This is a genomic window from Rhodanobacter sp. G1, from assembly GCF_055397855.1.
Window position 1 is genome coordinate 768,845 of the sequence record NZ_AP039674.1, and the last position, 16,132, is coordinate 784,976.

15 protein-coding genes are annotated in these 16,132 nt (G+C 65.0%); 8 read left to right on the plus strand and 7 right to left on the minus strand.

What is annotated here, in order from left to right:
* Window positions 1-15: 15 nt before the first annotated feature.
* From rffA to ACZ5Z2_RS03250, 6 genes are all read right to left on the minus strand, one after another.
* A complete protein-coding gene (rffA, locus tag ACZ5Z2_RS03225) occupies window positions 16-1,146 on the minus strand; it encodes a dTDP-4-amino-4,6-dideoxygalactose transaminase (protein WP_464760542.1) in 1,131 nt (376 codons plus the stop codon).
* Window positions 1,147-1,175: 29 nt separating this feature from the next.
* The gene (locus ACZ5Z2_RS03230) at window positions 1,176-1,550 is read right to left on the minus strand and encodes a DMT family transporter (RefSeq protein ID WP_464760543.1); all 375 of its coding nucleotides are present in this window, start codon (window positions 1,548-1,550) and stop codon (window positions 1,176-1,178) included.
* A complete protein-coding gene (locus tag ACZ5Z2_RS03235) occupies window positions 1,547-2,311 on the minus strand; it encodes an N-acetyltransferase family protein (protein WP_464760544.1) in 765 nt (254 codons plus the stop codon). Before ACZ5Z2_RS03235 ends, ACZ5Z2_RS03230 begins: the two co-directional genes overlap by 4 nt.
* 1 nt (window position 2,312) lies before the next feature.
* The gene (locus tag ACZ5Z2_RS03240) at window positions 2,313-3,293 is read right to left on the minus strand and encodes a glycosyltransferase family 2 protein (RefSeq protein ID WP_464760545.1); all 981 of its coding nucleotides are present in this window, start codon (window positions 3,291-3,293) and stop codon (window positions 2,313-2,315) included.
* Entirely contained in the window at window positions 3,290-4,231 is a 942-nt protein-coding gene (locus ACZ5Z2_RS03245) for an electron transfer flavoprotein subunit alpha/FixB family protein (RefSeq protein ID WP_464760546.1), read from the minus strand. Before ACZ5Z2_RS03245 ends, ACZ5Z2_RS03240 begins: the two co-directional genes overlap by 4 nt.
* Before the next feature lie 106 nt (window positions 4,232-4,337).
* Entirely contained in the window at window positions 4,338-5,084 is a 747-nt protein-coding gene (locus tag ACZ5Z2_RS03250; RefSeq protein ID WP_464760547.1) for an electron transfer flavoprotein subunit beta/FixA family protein, read from the minus strand.
* 256 nt (window positions 5,085-5,340) lie between these two features.
* Here ACZ5Z2_RS03250 and ACZ5Z2_RS03255 point away from each other — a divergent pair, with 256 nt between their 5' ends.
* Window positions 5,341-6,267, plus strand: a complete 927-nt coding sequence (locus tag ACZ5Z2_RS03255) for a glycosyltransferase family 2 protein (protein ID WP_464760548.1) — start codon at window positions 5,341-5,343, stop codon at window positions 6,265-6,267.
* Between the two features lie 5 nt (window positions 6,268-6,272).
* Here ACZ5Z2_RS03255 and ACZ5Z2_RS03260 read toward each other — a convergent pair whose 3' ends face one another.
* Window positions 6,273-7,886 carry an electron transfer flavoprotein-ubiquinone oxidoreductase gene (locus tag ACZ5Z2_RS03260; protein ID WP_464760549.1) on the minus strand — a complete coding sequence of 538 codons (1,614 nt, stop codon included), beginning with the start codon at window positions 7,884-7,886 and terminating at the stop codon, window positions 6,273-6,275.
* 220 nt (window positions 7,887-8,106) lie between these two features.
* On the opposite strand from ACZ5Z2_RS03260, the gene ACZ5Z2_RS03265 reads away from it, so the two are divergent.
* The 7 genes from ACZ5Z2_RS03265 (at window position 8,107) to metJ (ending at window position 16,036) form a co-directional block, all read left to right on the plus strand.
* Window positions 8,107-9,504, plus strand: coding sequence for an amidase (locus tag ACZ5Z2_RS03265; RefSeq protein WP_464760550.1), 1,398 nt, complete (start codon window positions 8,107-8,109; stop codon window positions 9,502-9,504).
* A 235-nt stretch (window positions 9,505-9,739) separates the two neighbouring features.
* Window positions 9,740-10,657, plus strand: a complete 918-nt coding sequence (gene cysD / locus ACZ5Z2_RS03270) for a sulfate adenylyltransferase subunit CysD (RefSeq protein ID WP_464760551.1) — start codon at window positions 9,740-9,742, stop codon at window positions 10,655-10,657.
* Window positions 10,657-12,540: an adenylyl-sulfate kinase gene (cysC, locus tag ACZ5Z2_RS03275; RefSeq protein WP_464760552.1), complete on the plus strand. Its 1,884-nt coding sequence runs from the start codon at window positions 10,657-10,659 to the stop codon at window positions 12,538-12,540. Before cysD ends, cysC begins: the two co-directional genes overlap by 1 nt.
* Window positions 12,541-12,543: 3 nt before the next feature.
* Window positions 12,544-13,161, plus strand: coding sequence for an alpha-ketoglutarate-dependent dioxygenase AlkB family protein (locus ACZ5Z2_RS03280; protein WP_464760553.1), 618 nt, complete (start codon window positions 12,544-12,546; stop codon window positions 13,159-13,161).
* A gap of 74 nt (window positions 13,162-13,235) precedes the next feature.
* Entirely contained in the window at window positions 13,236-14,336 is a 1,101-nt protein-coding gene (gene gcvT, locus ACZ5Z2_RS03285; protein ID WP_464760554.1) for a glycine cleavage system aminomethyltransferase GcvT, read from the plus strand.
* A gap of 200 nt (window positions 14,337-14,536) precedes the next feature.
* Complete coding sequence (gcvH, locus tag ACZ5Z2_RS03290; protein ID WP_464760555.1) at window positions 14,537-14,932, plus strand: glycine cleavage system protein GcvH; 396 nt, start codon at window positions 14,537-14,539, stop codon at window positions 14,930-14,932.
* Between the two features lie 582 nt (window positions 14,933-15,514).
* Window positions 15,515-16,036 (plus strand): met regulon transcriptional regulator MetJ, encoded by a 522-nt coding sequence (metJ, locus tag ACZ5Z2_RS03295; protein ID WP_464760556.1) that lies wholly within the window; start codon window positions 15,515-15,517, stop codon window positions 16,034-16,036.
* The last annotated feature ends 96 nt before the right edge of the window (window positions 16,037-16,132 follow it).

The window sequence follows — 16,132 nt, forward strand, 5'->3', positions numbered from 1 at the left end:
GTAGGGTTGTCTTGATTAATTACTTGCCAATGCAGAATCTGCTGCCTGGAATACACGTTCCAAGTGAGTTTCCAGCCCCAGCCACAGCGGCATCCTGATTAAGCGATCGCTGATGTCGTTGGTAACGTTAATGCCGGAGGCCGTGCGTCCCAATTGTTGCCCGGCGGGAGAGGAGTGCAACGGTATGTAGTGGAATACGCACTGCACATCCTGTTCGCGCATCTTTGCGATGAACTGTGTTCTGGCTTCCAGGCTCGGTAGAAGCATGTAGTACATGTGTGCATTGTGCTGGCAGTGTGAAGGGACGATTGGGCGGCGCAGCAACCCGTTGTCTTCGTGTTTTTTCGCCCAGGCGTGATAGCGATCCCACAGCGCCAATCGTTGCGCGGTGATGCTTTCGGCCATTTCCAACTGTGCAGCGAGGAAGGCTGCCGTGATTTCGCCTGGCAGGAACGAGGAACCAAGATCAACCCAGGTGTATTTGTCCACTTGTCCACGGAAAAAGCGGCTTCGGTTGGTGCCTTTTTCCCGTACGATTTCGGCTTGCTCGGCGAAATCCTGGTCGCGGCAGAGCAGGGCGCCGCCTTCGCCGGAGATGACGTTTTTGGTTTCATGGAAGCTGTAGGCGCCCAGGTCGCCGATGGCGCCGAGTGGCTTGCCCTTGTAGGTGGACATGATGCCTTGGGCCGCATCCTCCACCACGCGCAGACCGTATTTGGCGGCAATGGCGAGGATGGTGTCCATCTCGCAGGCAACGCCCGCGTAGTGAACCACGCAGATGGCCCTGGTTCTGGGCGTGATGGCAGCCTCGATCAGCGTTTCGTCGATGTTGAGTGTGTCGGATCGAATGTCCACGAATACAGGTACGGCGCCGCGCAGCGCAAAGGCACTGGCCGTGGTCACGAACGTGTAGGACGGCATGATGACTTCGTCGCCCGGTTGCAGCCGCAACAGCAGTGCCGCCATTTCGAGCGCGGCGGTACACGAGTGCGTGAGCAGCGCCACGTGGGCACCGCTCTGTTCGCGCAGCCACTGGTGGCACTTTTTGGTGAAAGGGCCGTCGCCGGACAGGTGCCCGTTTGCATGGGCCTGGGCGATGTAGGACAGTTCGCGTCCTGTCATGTGGGGACGATTGAAAGGAATCATGTTGGGTGTCCTGTAATGCAATGCAAGAATCAGGCTTGGCTCATGATGACCAGGCCGATGACTACCGTGAGCAGTCCGATCGCTTTGGTCGCCGAAAAGGATTCACCGAAAAGCGGTACGGCAACCAGGCAGACGATGAGAAAGTTCAGCGCCATGAATGGGTAGGCCTTGCTCAGTTCAAGCTTGGATACGGCAAGCATCCAGCATAGCGAAGCCCCGAATGCTGCGACAAAGGCCGAGATGATCCATGGCTGGAACAACAGTTGTGCCAAAGGGGGCAGTCGGGAGAGCAGGCCATGGGTGGCAGCCTTGAAGGCTCCGACTTGCCATTTGATGACGAGCTGGCCGTAGCAGGTGAGCAGAATGGTCATGGCGACCATGAGCCAGGAAAACGCGGCATTCACGGCGATATCTCCGGTGCGCGGAGCCGACGGTCAATATGGTAGGTGTCGTAGGCCCGCTCCAGGGACAGCCCGGCTCGTGTCCATTGGCGTTGTACCGTGTAGTTCCATAGCTGGGTAGAAATGACGAGCCGCTGGTATGACTGGCCAGCGTAGTGGTGCAGGATGCCCTTGAGCAACCGTCCGTACAGTCCTTGCCTTGAGAACTGCGGATGAACCGCATTGAGCACGATCTCGACCTTGCTCTTGTCAGCAGAAAGGTCGCAGCTTGCAAAGCCGGCTATGCGATCTTTTGCCGTCACGACCCAAGTGCAGCTTCCCGGAGTTTCTGGCGAGAGCCGGCTTTTTGCCCATTCGACATAACCCGCAAGGATCTTGTCTTGTGGCAGCAGTGGGTTGACAGCGTAGTGCGCGCGATAGCCCGTGAAGCTGTTTTCGGCAATCTCGTGAATGACATCTCGGTTGGCATAGGTGGCTGGCCGGACGCCTTCGGGCATTGGCCCTGGGGGCAGGGAGGACAGGTCGATGCCGTAATAGACGAGAGTGTCTGCATGAATCACCGGCCATCCTTGGCGTTGCAGTTGGACGATGGCGCTGGAGTCGCCGGCGTCGGTGCGCAGGATGATCAGGTCGGCGTTGCTGCTGGAGATTTCGCTGATGATGTTGGAATTCGGCGAATTTGCCGGCACGACGCCGCGCATCACCTTGATGCCGAAACGACAGGAGTCGAGCATGGAGTCGTTCAGGAGTCTGGCGCTGTTCATCTCACGGATTCCATGTGTCTTGCCAGACGATGTACTGAGGGCGCCTTTTGGCTTCGTCATGCAGACGGCCAAGGTAGAGGCCCAAGATACCCAAACTGAACATGATGCCACTGCCGACGAGCCAGATGGAGGCGACGATACTGGTGAAGCCGGCAACCCTCACATTGCCGGTGAAGTACTGGTATACGGAGAAACCGACGATACCTATGGCCACGGCAGCCAGCAGCAATGCGCCATTCATGACCAGTCGCAATGGTTTGTCGGAGAACGACAATGCTACCCGTAAGGCCAGCTTCAACAGGGTTCTGAAACTGTAGCTGCTTTTGCCTTCGCTGCGTTGTCCGTGGGAAACCGTGACGCGTGCAGTCTTGAAACCAGTCCACCGAACCAGCAGCGGGAAAAAGCGATCCAATTCGGGCATGCGGTTGACTGTATTAACCACCTGGCGGCTATATGCCCCGAAATTGGCGGTGGTGTGGTCGTAGCGTGTATCTGTCAGCCATCCCAGGGCTTGGTAGAAAAGTTTGGAACCCAGCCTTTTGAACCAGCCATCCTGTCGGTCGATGCGTTGGCCAAGAACAACTTCTATGTCTTTCTGAGACATGGCGGCCAACAGGGAGGGTATTTCCTCGGGGATGTCTTGGAGATCACAATCCATGACGATGGTGACCTCGCCGGCTACATGAGAGAGGCCTGCCGAGATGGCTGCATGCTGCCCAAAATTGCGCGACAAGCGTAAGCCTCGGACTTGAGGGTACATGTCGGCAAGCTCGGTGATGCGAGGCCATGCGTCATCGGGGCTGCTATCGTCTACGAGAACGATCTCGAACTGGCGATCAATCTTCTTCAGCGAATGAGAGACGCGCTGAACCAATTCTTCGAGACAGTTCTTGCAGCCGTAGACTGGAACTACCACCGACACGTCGGTTGTGCGTTCACCTTGTTGCAATGACGCTACATTATTAGTGGCTGCTGTATTCAAATCGCGGCTTCCAGTTCCGGAATGATCTTGAACAGATCCCCCACCAAGCCGAAGTCCGCCACCTCGAAGATCGGCGCCTCGCCATCCTTGTTGATGGCGACGATGGTGCCGGCGTCCTTGATGCCGGTGAGGTGCTGGATGGCGCCGGAGATGCCGATGGCCATGTACAGCTCGGGGGCGATGATCTTGCCGGTCTGGCCCACCTGCAGATCGCTGGGCACATAGCCGGCGTCCACCGCGGCGCGCGAGGCACCCACGGCGGCACCGAGTTTGTCGGCGAGCTTGAAGATGATGTCGAAGTTTTCCTTCGAGCCCACGCCGCGGCCGCCGGAAACCACCTTGCTGGCGCTTTGCAGGTCGGGGCGGTCGCTCTTGCCCGATTGCAGGCCCATGTAGCGGGTGTGGCCGGGCAGGGCGACGTCCAGCGTGAGTGCTTCGACCGGCGCGCTGTTCGCGCCCGCCGCGGCCACCGGCCACGACGCGGTGCGCACGGTGGCCACCACGGTGTGCGCGGGTTCGGCCTCGACGGTGACGATGGCGTTACCGGCGTAGATCGGACGTTTGAAGGTGTGCGCGCCTTCCACGCTCATCACGTCACTGACCTGGGCCACACCGAGCAGGGCGGCGACGCGCGGCGTCACGTCCTTGCCGAAGGTGGTGGAGGGTGCGAACACGTGGCTGTAGCCGGCGGTGGCCTTAGCGATCTGCGGCGCCAGCACGGCGGCCAGCGGATGCGCGTTCTCGGCACACTCGACGGTGAGCACGCGGCTGACGCCATCGAGCTTAGCGGCTTCGACGGCCACGGCGGCGACGTTGTCGGCCAGCACCAGCACGTCGATGGCTTCGGGCTTCATGGCCGCGGCGGCACTTACAGCGCGCGCGGTGGAGGAGTTCAGCTTGCCGTCCAGGTGTTCGGCGATAACTAGGACTTTGGACATGTTCGATTCCTCGTACCGTCATTCCGGCGGATGCCGGAATCCGGTGTCTTTGGCTTGGTGTGGACTAGAGTCGCTGGCTCCCTGCAAGCGCAGGGATGACGAGCGATCAAAGCAAACCCTTCTGCTTCAGCGCCGCGACCAGTTCGGCCGCATTCTTCACCATCACGCCCTTGCTGCGCTTGGCAGGCGCGGCGTAGTGGGTAGTCTTGAGATGGTCGCCGCTGTCGACACCGAGCGAGGCGAGCTCGAACACGTCGATGGGCTTGCTCTTGGCCTTCATGATGTCCGGCAGCTTGATGAAACGCGGCTCGTTGAGGCGCAGGTCGCTGGTGATCACCGCAGGCAGTTCCACCTCGATGGTCTCCAGGCCGGCATCCACCTCGCGCGTCACCGTGGCCTTGCCACCGGTGATCTCGACCTTGCTGGCGAAAGTGGCCTGCGGTCGATCCCACAGCGCGGCCAGCATCTGGCCGGTCTGGTTGGCGTCGTCGTCGATGGCCTGCTTGCCCAGGATCACCAGGCCAGGCTGCTCCTTCTCGACCAGCTTCAGGAGCACGCGCGCGGCGGTCAGCGGCTGCACCGCGTCGGCGGTGGTGACGTGGATGGCGCGGTTGGCGCCCATCGCCAGGCCGTTGCGCAGGTGCGCGGTGAGATCGGCCGGGCCGATGCCCACGACGACCACTTCCTCCGCGATGCCCTTCTCGCGCAGGCGCAGGGCTTCTTCCAGCGCGATGTCGTCGAACGGGTTGGCGGAGAGCTTCACGCCGTCGGTCACCACGCCGGTGCCGTCGGGCCTCACCTGGATGCGCACGTTGTAGTCCACGACGCGCTTGTAGCCGACCAGTATCTTCATGGGAGATCCTCAGGCTGAGTGGCACCCATGTGAGGGGTGCCAAAAGTTTCATGCAAACACTTATTCTAACCGGGTTCGGTATCCTGCGCGTTTGCGCATGGTGGTTACGTGGTGATCTTCGCTGATGGTCAACGTGATCGTGATGCCGCGCATGTTGAATCGACTTCGGGCATCATGCTTTCACCGAATCGTTCGATTGGATGGCGTGTCTGAAATTCCCGATGATCGTATGTGGCCCTGCGGTACTTGAAGCGTCATGATTGAGACGGGCACTGGGTCGGTTTGCGCCGTAGTGGTGGTGTATTGTCCGGATTCGGTGGCGCTGCGGGATTTGCTGCGTGCCGTATCGACACAGGTTGGCGCGGTCGTAGTGATCGATAACACCCCTTCCGGTTCGTCGGGAGGGGGCGAGTGCGATGTGCCACCAGCAGTTCATTTGCTCTCGCAGCATGACAACGTGGGTCTGGCAGCCGCGCAGAACGCTGGAGTGGATTGGGCTCGGCGGCACGGATTTCGGCACGTCTTGTTGCTGGATCAGGACAGTTTGCCCGGTGAGGGCATGGTGGCCGCATTGCTCGATGCGCTGGAGCATTCAAGTCGTGCGCAAAAGGTGGCAGCCGTTGGCCCGTGCTTTCATGACCTGCGGGAGGATCGCGCCGCACCGTTCGTGCGTATCGGTTTTCCGTTGAACCGCAAGCTCTGGTGCGAGCGGGAGGGACAAACGGTGCCTTGCGACTTCCTGATCGGCTCCGGCAGCCTGATTCCGATGGACGTGCTGGATGCGGTCGGCGGCATGGATGCGGGACTGTTCATCGACAACGTCGATCTGGAGTGGTGCTTCCGAGCGCGTGCCAAGGGCTTTGGCTTGCACGGTGTCTGTGCTGCAGTCATGCACCACCGGCTCGGCGATGCGCGGCATATATTGCCGCTGGGTTTGGGGCAGGTGGTGGTGCATGGCCCCGTGCGGCTTTACTACATGATGCGCAACCGCATGCGGTTGTATCGTTTGCCGCACACGCCAAGGGTATGGATTGCGCAGGATGTGCCGCGCGTTGTGTTGAAACTGCTTCTGTTCGGTGTGCTGATTGGCCCGCGCCTGCGCAATCTGCATCTCATGTTGCGCGGGTTGGCGGACGGCGTGCGTGGTCGCACCGGTGCGTGCCCATGGCGGGCACGCGACTGAAGGTTTTACAGGTTCTGGTAGTTCGGCCCCGACCCGCCTTCCGGCGTGACCCAGTTGATGATCTGGTACGGATCCTTGATGTCGCAGGTCTTGCAGTGCACGCAGTTGGCGGCGTTGATCTGCAGGCGCTTGCCGGCGAGGGCCTTGGCATCGGCGACGATCTCGTAGACGTTGGCCGGGCAGAAGCGGGTGCAGGGGTTGCCGTATTCCTCGGCGCACTTGGTCACGCAGACCGAGGTGTCGGCCACCTGCAGGTGGATCGGCTGATCCTCGTCGTGCTCGGTGGCGGCGAAGTACACGCCGGCGAGGCGGTCGCGCGGCGGCAGTTCGCGCGGCTGCACGTAGTCGCGCTTCGGCTCCTCGCACTGGCCGAGCTTGTGCAGCGACGACCAGTCGGCCTTGTTCTTCAGCGTCCATGGCGAGCGGCCGCCGGTGATGGTTTCCCACGCGGCGTTGAACATGCCGAACCACAGGCCTTTCTTGAAGGCGGGCTTGATGTTGCGCACCTTCTTCAGTTCGGCCATGGCTTCCGAGTCGCGCAGTTTGGCATCGAAACCCTCGGATTTGAGGCCGTTCGCGGCGAGGTGCTCGGCGGCGAGCATGCCGCTGCGGATCGCCTGGTGGGTGCCCTTGATCTTGGGCACGTTGAGCAGGCCGGCGGTGTCGCCGATCAGCAGCGCGCCCGGCATCTCGCACTTCGGCAGCGACTGCCAGCCGCCGGTGACGATGGCGCGCGCGCCGGCGGAGAGGATGCTGCCGCCTTCGAGCAGATCCTTCACGTGCGGGTGGTTTTTCCACTGCTGGAAGGCTTCCCACGGCTGGTAGTTGGGGTCGCTGTAGTCGAGGCCGCTGACGTAGCCCAGCGCGATGCGATCCTTGTCCAGGTGGTAGAGGAAACTGCCGCCGTAGGTGTGGTTGTCGGCGGGCCAGCCGAAGCTGTGCACGATCTTGCCGGGCTGCGCGCGGCCGGCGGGTACCTGCCACAGCTCCTTGATGCCGATGGAGTAGCTTTGCGGATCGCTGTCGGCATCGAGCTTGAAGCGCTTGATGAGCTGCTTGGTGAGGCTGCCGCGCGCGCCTTCGGCCAGCACGGTGACCTTGGCCTTGATGTCGATGCCCTGCGTGTAGCCGGGTTTGTGCGAGCCGTCCTTCGCCGCGCCCATGTCGCCGATGCGCACGCCGGCGACCGAGCCGTCCTCGTTGAACACGGTGTCGGCGGCGGCGAAACCCGGGAACACGTCCACGCCCAGCGCCTCGGCCTGCGGCGCCAACCACGCGCACATGGCGCCCAGCGAGACGATGAAGTTGCCGTGGTTGTTCATCCCCGGCGGCACCGGCAGCTTGCGGCCGCCGGTCTTGCCGAGCAGCCAGAACTCGTCCTCGGTCGCCGGCACGCAGATCGGCGGCGGGGCGTCGCGCCAGCCGGGCAGCAGGGCGTCCAGCGGGCCGGGTTCGATCACCGCGCCGGAGAGGATCTGTGCGCCGATGGTGGAGGCCTTCTCGATCACGCATACGGTGGTGTCGGGCTGCAGTTGCTTCAGGCGTATCGCGAACGACAGCCCGGCCGGCCCGGCGCCGACCACGACGACGTCGTATTCCATGGTTTCGCGTTCGCTCATGGCTTCCCCGGCATTCAAGATGGATGGTGTCGCCCGTGCGACACATTCGGTGCGGTATTGTCCGTTTTCGCGCGCTGCGCGGCAAACCCGGCGCTCCGGGCTTGCGCAGACTTCACGGGTGATGGCGATAATCCGCCCACGCCCATTGAGGAGTGCGGCCAAGGATGGCCGCTTCTTGATCTTCGCGTTCATGGATGAACGCACAACCCAAGGAGTGCCGATGAGCTCGTTGCCGCCGATCGCCGACCTGGACCTGCGCCGCGCCACCGTGTGCCAGTTGCTGCACTGGATGGCCATTGGCCGCACCAACCCGCAGGCCGTGGCCGAGGCCTATGCCGAGGCGATCGGGCGCATCAACCCGCAACTCAATGCCTATGTGGGGCTGAGTCCGTCCCTGTTGCAGGAGCAGGCGCGCACCGCCGGGCACCGCCGCCGCGACGGCGTGATCGGCCGGCTCGACGGCATTCCGGTGGCGGTCAAGGACAACCTCGACATTGCCGGTTGGCCCACGCGTGCGGGCCTGCCGGGCCGCGACAGGCCCGCGACGGAAGACGCGCATGCGGTGGCGCGGCTGCGCGCCTCGGGCGCCGTGCTGACCGGCAAGACCAACATGGACGAAGGCGCGCTGGGCGCGGCCACCGACAATCCGCACTACGGCCCCACCCACAACCCGTGGAAGCTGGGTTTCAGCGCGGGCGGCTCCTCCGGCGGCGCGGCGGCCGCGGTGGCCGCCGGCCTGGCCGCCGCCGCAGTGGGTTCGGACAGCCTGGGCTCCATCCGCATTCCCGCCAGTTACTGCGGCGTGTACGCGCTCAAGCCCACGCATGGCGAAATCTCCGCGCGCGGCCTGGTGCCGGCCGCGCGGCGACTGGACGCGGTGGGCCTGATCGCGCGCAGCGTGGCCGACCTCACCGTGCTGTTGCAGGTGCTGGCCGGCTACGACGCCGACGACGCGCGCTCGCGCCGCCGCCGCGTGGCGCTGGATCTGCCGGACTGGGAGCCGGGCAAGCTGCGCAGCGGCCTGCTGCCGGATCTCGCCGCGGTCGGCGTGCAGCCGGAGGTGGCGGCACTGTTCGAGTCGGCGGTGGAAAAGATCGCGCACGCGCTGGGCGAGCGCCGCACCGTGGATTTCGCCGACTGGGATTTCGCGCGCACCCGCCGCGCCGGCCTGCTGCTGATGGAAGCGGAGATGCTGGGCACCTTCGCCGCCGACCTGGACGATGCAGCGCATCCGGTGTCGCCGCGCTTCCGCGAAATGCTGGCCTATGCCGGGCAGAAGAGCGCGGCCGATTACGCGAAGGCCGACCGTGTGCTCGACGCGGCTACATTGAAGATGCGCCGGCTGTTCGCGCAGATCGACGTGCTGGTGCTGCCCACCACGCCGTGCGGCGCCCATGCCCTGGGTAGCGCGGAGCCCGACAGCCATGCCGATCTCACCAGCTTCGCCAGCCTCGCCGGTTGCCCCGCGGTGAGCATCCCGATGGGCACGCTGCCGAACGGCCTGCCGGTGGGCCTGCAATTGGTGGGCGCGCGCGGCTCCGACCTGCGCCTGCTGGAACTGGCCGCGGTGTGCTCCGCCACGCTGGATGCCGATCCGGCGTATCCCGCGATGGCTTGATTCAGGCTCGTCATTCCGGCGCAGGCCGGAATCCAGTGACGGCATGGTTTGAGCAGGCGTGATCGCTACTGGATCCCGGCCTGCGCCGGGATGACGTGCCAAACCATTGGCCGTTATGCCTTCCGGTGCATTGATCCGCCGGCTTGGTTGTTTGGGCAATCGGCGGCGCTCGCGTAGGATGCCCGTTCGGCCTCGCGGGTGGCGGGCTGCACATCGTTTCCGAAGTCGGCATTCCATGAACGCACGTCTCGCTCCGCGCACTGATCATCTCGACGAACTCGAGGCCGAAAGCATCCACATCTTCCGCGAGGTGGCCGCCAGCTTCCGCCGGCCGGTGATGCTTTACTCCATCGGCAAGGACTCATCGGTGCTGCTGCACCTGCTGCGCAAGGCGTTTTATCCCGCGAAGTCGCCGATCCCGCTGCTGCACGTGGACACCACCTGGAAGTTCCGCGAGATGATCGCCTTCCGCGACCAGGTGGCCGCGCAGGGCGACGTCGAGGTGCTGGTGCACGTCAACCAGGACGGCCTGCGCCAGGGCATCTCGCCGCTCACCCACGGCGCCACTGTGCACACCGACGTGATGAAGACGCAGGGGCTGAAGCAGGCGCTGGACAAGTACCAGTTCGACGCGGCCATCGGCGGCGCGCGCCGCGACGAGGAGAAGTCGCGCGCCAAGGAGCGCGTGTTCTCGTTCCGCAACGTGCAGCACCGCTGGGATCCCAGGCACCAGCGCCCGGAGTTCTGGCACACCTTCAACACGCAGATCCGCAAGGGCGAGAGCGTGCGCGTGTTCCCGATCTCCAACTGGACCGAGATGGACGTGTGGCAGTACATCCGCCGCGAAGCCATCCCGGTGGTGCCGCTGTACTTCGCCAAGCCGCGCCCGGTGGTGGCGCGCGACGGCGCGCTGATCATGGTGGACGACGAGCGCTTCGTCCTGCGCGAAGGCGAGCAGGTGGAGATGCGCACGGTGCGTTTCCGCACGCTGGGCTGCTACCCGCTCACCGGCGCGGTGGAATCCACCGCCAGCACGCTGGACGAGATCATCGACGAGATGGCCGCGTCGCGCAGCTCCGAGCGGCAGGGGCGGGTGATCGACCACGACCCCACCGCCTCGATGGAACGTAAGAAGCAGGAGGGCTACTTCTGATGGCCGCCCTCGACGCCAACCAGGGCCTGCTGCGCTTCATCACCTGCGGCAGCGTGGACGACGGCAAGAGCACCCTGCTCGGGCGCCTGCTGTACGACGCCGGCATGGTGCCGGACGACCAGCTCGCCGCGCTCGAGCGCGACAGCCGCAAGCTGCACGCCGAGGCGGGCGGCGCGCTGGATTTCGCCCTGCTCACCGACGGACTCGACGCCGAACGCGAGCAGGGCATCACCATCGACGTGGCTTACCGCTATTTCCACACCGCGCGGCGCAGCTTCATCGTGGCCGACTGCCCCGGCCACGAGCAGTACACCCGCAACATGGCCACCGGCGCCTCCAACGCCGAGCTGGCCGTGGTGCTGGTGGACGCGCGCAAGGGCCTGCTGCCGCAGACGCGCCGCCACACCTACATCTGCAGCCTGCTCGGCATCCGCCAGGTGGTGCTGGCGGTGAACAAGATGGATCTGGTCGGTTGCGACGAGGCCGTCTACCGCGGCATCGTCGAAGCATATCGCGAACTGGCGCAGGCGCTGGGCATCGCCAGGGTCGACTGCCTGCCGGTGATCGCGCCGGGCGGCGACAACGTGGGCACGCGCTCCGCGCGCTTGCCGTGGTACCAGGGGCCGACCCTGCTGGAACTGCTGGAATCCGCCGATGCCGCGCCGGCGCGCGCGGAGGATTTCCGCATGCCCGTGCAATGGGTGAACCGGCCCGACCAGAGTTTCCGCGGCTACGCCGGCACGATCTGCGGCGGCCGCGTGTCGCGCGGTGACGAGGTGGTGGTGCAGCCGGGCGTGCAGCGCGCGCGCATCGAGCGCATCGTCGTCGCCGGCGGCGACCTGGAGAGCGCGGGCGAAGGCCAGGCGGTGACGCTGTGCCTCGACCGCGAGCTGGACGCCAGCCGCGGCGACGTGATCGCCGATGCGCTGCGCCCCGCGCCGGTGGCCGACCAGTTCGCCTGCCACGTGGTGTGGCTGGGCGACAACGCGCTGCTGCCCAACCGCACCTATGCGTTGAAGATCGGCACGCGCACCGTCAACGCGCGGGTGATGTCGATCAAGCACAAGGTGGACGTGAACACGCAGGCCAAGCTGGCCGCGCGCCATCTCTCGCTCAACGAGGTGGGCTACTGCACCATCGGCCTGGACGAGGCGATCGCGTTCGAGTCCTATGCCGTCAACCGCACGCTGGGCGGCTTCATCCTGATCGACCGCCAGACCAATGCCACCGTGGCCTGCGGCATGATCGACTTCGCGCTCACGCGTTCCGCCAACGTGCACTGGCAGCACGTGGACGTGGACAAGGCGGTGCGCGGCGCCAGCATGGGCCAGCGCCCGCTGTGCCTGTGGTTCACCGGCCTGTCCGGTGCGGGCAAGTCGACCATCGCCAACCTGGTGGAGAAGCGCCTGCACGTGCTGGGTCACCATACTTACCTGCTCGATGGCGACAACGTGCGCCACGGCATCAACAAGGATCTGGGCTTCACCCCCGAGGATCGCGTGGAGAACATCCGCCGCATCGGCGAGGTGGCGCACCTGATGGTGGACGCCGGCCTGATCGTGCTGGTCAGCGCGATCTCGCCCTACCGCAGCGAGCGGCGCTCGGTGCGCGAGCTGTTCGATGAGGGCGAGTTCGTCGAGGTGTTCGTCGACACGCCGCTGGCCGAATGCGAGCAGCGCGACCCCAAGGGCCTGTACCGCAAGGCGCGCGCCGGCGAGATCCGCAACTTCACCGGCATCGACGCGCCCTACGAGCAGCCGGAGTCGCCCGAGGTGCACCTGCACACCGCCGGCCTGCGCGCCGAGCAACTGGCCGAGGAGGTGACAGCGCAGTTGCTGGAACGCATCGCCGTGCCGGTGCACGGCGACGATGACGCCATTTGAGCGATGGCCGGCTGGCAACGCATCGTCCTGCCGGGCGCCGACGTGGCGTTGTGGCCGAACTGGCTGGAAATGGCCGAGGCGGATGCGTTGTTCATCAAATTGAAGCAGGCGGTTGCGTGGGAAAGCCATCGCATCCGCCTGTTCGGCCGTGAGGTCGCATCGCCGCGCCTGAGCTGCTGGATCGGCGATCCCGGCGCCGCCTACACCTATTCGCGCAGCCGCTTCGAGCCGCAGGCGTGGCCGGCGGCGCTGGCGGCCCTGCGGCCGCGCATCGAGCAGGCCTGCGGCACGCGCTTCAACAGCGTGCTGGCCAACCTCTACCGCGACGGCAGCGACGCGATGGGCTGGCACAGCGACGACGAACCGGAACTGGGCGCGCAGCCGGTAATCGCCTCGCTGAGCCTTGGGGCGGAACGCCGCTTCCGTTTCCGCCGCCGCCGCGCGCGCGGCGAGCCGGCGCAGCCCGGCGACACCTTCGAGCTGCCGCTGCCGCACGGCAGCCTGTTGCGCATGGCCGGCGACACGCAGCAGTCGTACAAGCACGAACTGCCGCGCATGCGCCATCTGGCCGAAGCCCGCATCAACCTCACCTTCCGCCGGGTCGATACGTCGCCGCCTTGACGCCCTGCAGCGTGGCTTGCCGCGGCAGGGCAGGGGATAATGGGCGTCTGACTTCCCCACGAGGCGCCCCTGCGATGACCGAGAAGACCGTACTCAACGCCACCCATCGCGCGCTGGGCGCGCGCATGGTCGATTTCGGCGGCTGGGACATGCCGATCAACTACGGATCGCAGATCGAGGAACACCACGCGGTGCGCCGCGACGCCGGCATGTTCGACGTCTCGCACATGACCGTGATCGACTTGCACGGCGCGCGCACCAAGGACTTCCTGCGCCGCCTCGTGGCCAACAGCGTGGACAAGCTGAAAGTCCACGGCAAGGCGCTGTACACCTGCATGCTCAACGAGCAGGGCGGCGTGATCGACGACCTGATCGTGTACTTTCTCGGCGACGAGCACTACCGCCTGGTGGTGAACGCCGCCACCCGCGCCAAGGATCTGGCGTGGATCGAGAAGCAGGCCGCGGCCTTCGGCGTGGAAGTGAAGGAGCGCCCCGAGTTCGCGATGATCGCCGTGCAGGGCCCGAACGCCCGCGCCAAGGTGCTCGCCCTGCTGCACGCGGTGGATCGTCCGCGCATCGAAAAGCTCGGCAAGTTCGCCGCCGCCGCCGCGCAGGGCCCGCACGGCATGCCGCTGTTCGTGGCGCGCACCGGCTACACCGGCGAGGACGGTTTCGAGATCGTCGTGCCGTCCGAACATGCCGTGGCCTTGTGGGAAGCGCTGGCCGCCGAGGGCGTCGCGCCGGCCGGCCTAGGCGCGCGCGACACGCTGCGCCTGGAGGCCGGCATGAACCTCTACGGCCAGGACATGGACGAAACCGTCTCGCCATGGGAGGCCAACCTGGGCTGGACCATCGCGCTGGACGAAGGCCGCGACTTCATCGGCCGCGCGGCGCTGGAGAAGCAGAAGGCCGAGGGCGTGAAGCGCGTGATGGTGGGCCTGGTGCTGGACGAGAAGGGCGTGCTGCGCCACGGCCAGAAGGTGCTCACCGCCAACGGCGAGGGCGAGATACTCTCCGGCAGCTTCGCGCCCACGCTGGAGAAGGCCGTCGCCTTCGCGCGCATTCCCGCCGGCGAGCCGGGCGCGGTGCGCGTGGACATCCGCGGGCGCGAATTGCCGGTGCGCCTGGTGAAGTACCCCTTCGTGCGCGACGGCAAGCCCTGCGAGGGCATCTGAGTCAATGTCGGGAAAGTGCCTCCTTGCACTTTCCCGGCTCGCCGAGTCCGGCGCATGCCCGATCCGGCTCCGCCGACCAGGCGCTTGCGCACCTGTCCGGCGGGCGATCCATCCATGGACCGCGTTCTTCCATCAGCCATCGTGCGGCTAGAATGGCCGCCCGACTCCGACCCTTTCCAGCCCCGACATAGGACCCGACCATGAGCGAGATCCCCGGCGACCTGAAGTTCAACAAATCCCACGAGTGGGCCCGCATCGAGGACGGCGGCCTGGTGCGCGTGGGCATCTCCGACCATGCGCAGGGCCAACTGGGCGACCTGGTCTACGTGGAGCTGCCGGAAATCGGCGCCAGCGTCACCGCCGGCAACGCCGCCGCCGTGGTGGAGTCGGTGAAGGCCGCCTCGGACATCTACTCGCCGGTTTCCGGCGAGGTGGTGGAAGTCAACGAGATGCTCAACGACAAGCCCGAGACGATCAACGAGGATGCCTGGGGCGAGGGCTGGATCTACGTGGTGCGCATGAGCGACCGCGCCGAGCTGGATCAGCTGCTGGACGCAGGCGCCTACGAGGAGCTGGTCGAGAACGAAGATCACTGACCCATCGTCCGGGCATGTTCCGACGACGGCCGCCTCGCGCGGCCGTCGTCGTTTCCGGACGGAGGGCGTGGATTGGCAAGATCGAATGGACGTCCATTTGCAGCGTCGGGCATCGTGCGCAGGCACTGATTTGACCAACGCTGCCGCAGCGTCGCCGCCGGTGCGCCGGGTGCCGATGGCGCGCGTTCGGCATCCATGACGACCGGGAAAAGCGTCCGGCGGCGACCGCCCCGGAAAATTCCGGTCGCGACCTGTTCATCTCCCCGAGAAGCTTCCGCCGACCGCGCGGCGGCTCCGGTTCCATTTAGAGCGTGCGCGTGTGCGTGCCTCGGGACGCATGCGCCGTTGAAACGGGAAACCCTTTGTTTAAAGCGCTATTCGCATATAGGCGCATGTTTCGACGAAATATGCGTTTGGACGTCCAGACATCCAAACGTAAAAAGCCGGGATGGCGTCGCCGGAGCGTGTCCGGCGTGCGCGTGGCGCCGCATGCGCCGAAAGGGTTTGATTCGCCAATCAAAATCCATTGACAGCCGAAATCTTACGGAATAGCTTTCGCCCAAGTTCACGGGGAACGGCAACATGGCATCACCGAAATTCATCAAGCCTTACGTGGAGCACGGCGAGAAAGCGAATGCAGTACGCAAGATCACCGTTTCGATTCCGCTCCACGTGTTGCGAACGCTGTCCGACCTGCGCACGGAACGTCAGGTGAAGAATTTGAGGCACGCCACGAACAGCGACCTGCTGGTCGAGGCGTTCCTCCACGCTTTTACTGGGCAACCACTGCCAACCGATGAGGAGCTAAGACGAACCATGGCCACTGCCAAGAAATCCGCTGCAAAGAAGCCGGCTGCCAAGAAGGCCGCCGTGAAGAAGGTCGCCAAGAAGGCCGCCGCCAAGAAGCCGGTCGCCAAGAAGGCCGCCGTGAAGAAGGTTGCCAAGAAGGCTGCCCCGAAGAAGGCTGCCGCCAAGAAGCCGGCGGCTGCCAAGAAGGCCACTGCGAAGAAGGTTGCCAAGAAGCCGGCAGCCAAGAAGGCTGCTGCGAAGAAGCCTGCCGCCGCCAAGGTGGTGAAGGCCGTCAAGACCGCTGCGAAGAAGTAAGCGACACAACAACAAGCGTCATTGTCGACTTGCCTCCCTGCGATGCCCAGCGCGGGGAGGCCGATTCGAAACTTCGTCCCGGCCATGCCGGGACGT

Coding starts and splice junctions, on each gene's coding strand:
- rffA (WP_464760542.1), bottom strand. CDS start 1,146: ATGATTCCTTTCAATCGTCCCCACATGACAGGACGCGAACTGTCCTAC.
- ACZ5Z2_RS03235 (WP_464760544.1), bottom strand. CDS start 2,311: ATGAACAGCGCCAGACTCCTGAACGACTCCATGCTCGACTCCTGTCGT.
- ACZ5Z2_RS03245 (WP_464760546.1), bottom strand. CDS start 4,231: ATGTCCAAAGTCCTAGTTATCGCCGAACACCTGGACGGCAAGCTGAAC.
- ACZ5Z2_RS03250 (WP_464760547.1), bottom strand. CDS start 5,084: ATGAAGATACTGGTCGGCTACAAGCGCGTCGTGGACTACAACGTGCGC.
- ACZ5Z2_RS03255 (WP_464760548.1), top strand. CDS start 5,341: ATGATTGAGACGGGCACTGGGTCGGTTTGCGCCGTAGTGGTGGTGTAT.
- ACZ5Z2_RS03260 (WP_464760549.1), bottom strand. CDS start 7,886: ATGAGCGAACGCGAAACCATGGAATACGACGTCGTCGTGGTCGGCGCC.
- ACZ5Z2_RS03265 (WP_464760550.1), top strand. CDS start 8,107: ATGAGCTCGTTGCCGCCGATCGCCGACCTGGACCTGCGCCGCGCCACC.
- cysD (WP_464760551.1), top strand. CDS start 9,740: ATGAACGCACGTCTCGCTCCGCGCACTGATCATCTCGACGAACTCGAG.
- cysC (WP_464760552.1), top strand. CDS start 10,657: ATGGCCGCCCTCGACGCCAACCAGGGCCTGCTGCGCTTCATCACCTGC.
- ACZ5Z2_RS03280 (WP_464760553.1), top strand. CDS start 12,544: ATGGCCGGCTGGCAACGCATCGTCCTGCCGGGCGCCGACGTGGCGTTG.
- gcvT (WP_464760554.1), top strand. CDS start 13,236: ATGACCGAGAAGACCGTACTCAACGCCACCCATCGCGCGCTGGGCGCG.
- gcvH (WP_464760555.1), top strand. CDS start 14,537: ATGAGCGAGATCCCCGGCGACCTGAAGTTCAACAAATCCCACGAGTGG.
- metJ (WP_464760556.1), top strand. CDS start 15,515: ATGGCATCACCGAAATTCATCAAGCCTTACGTGGAGCACGGCGAGAAA.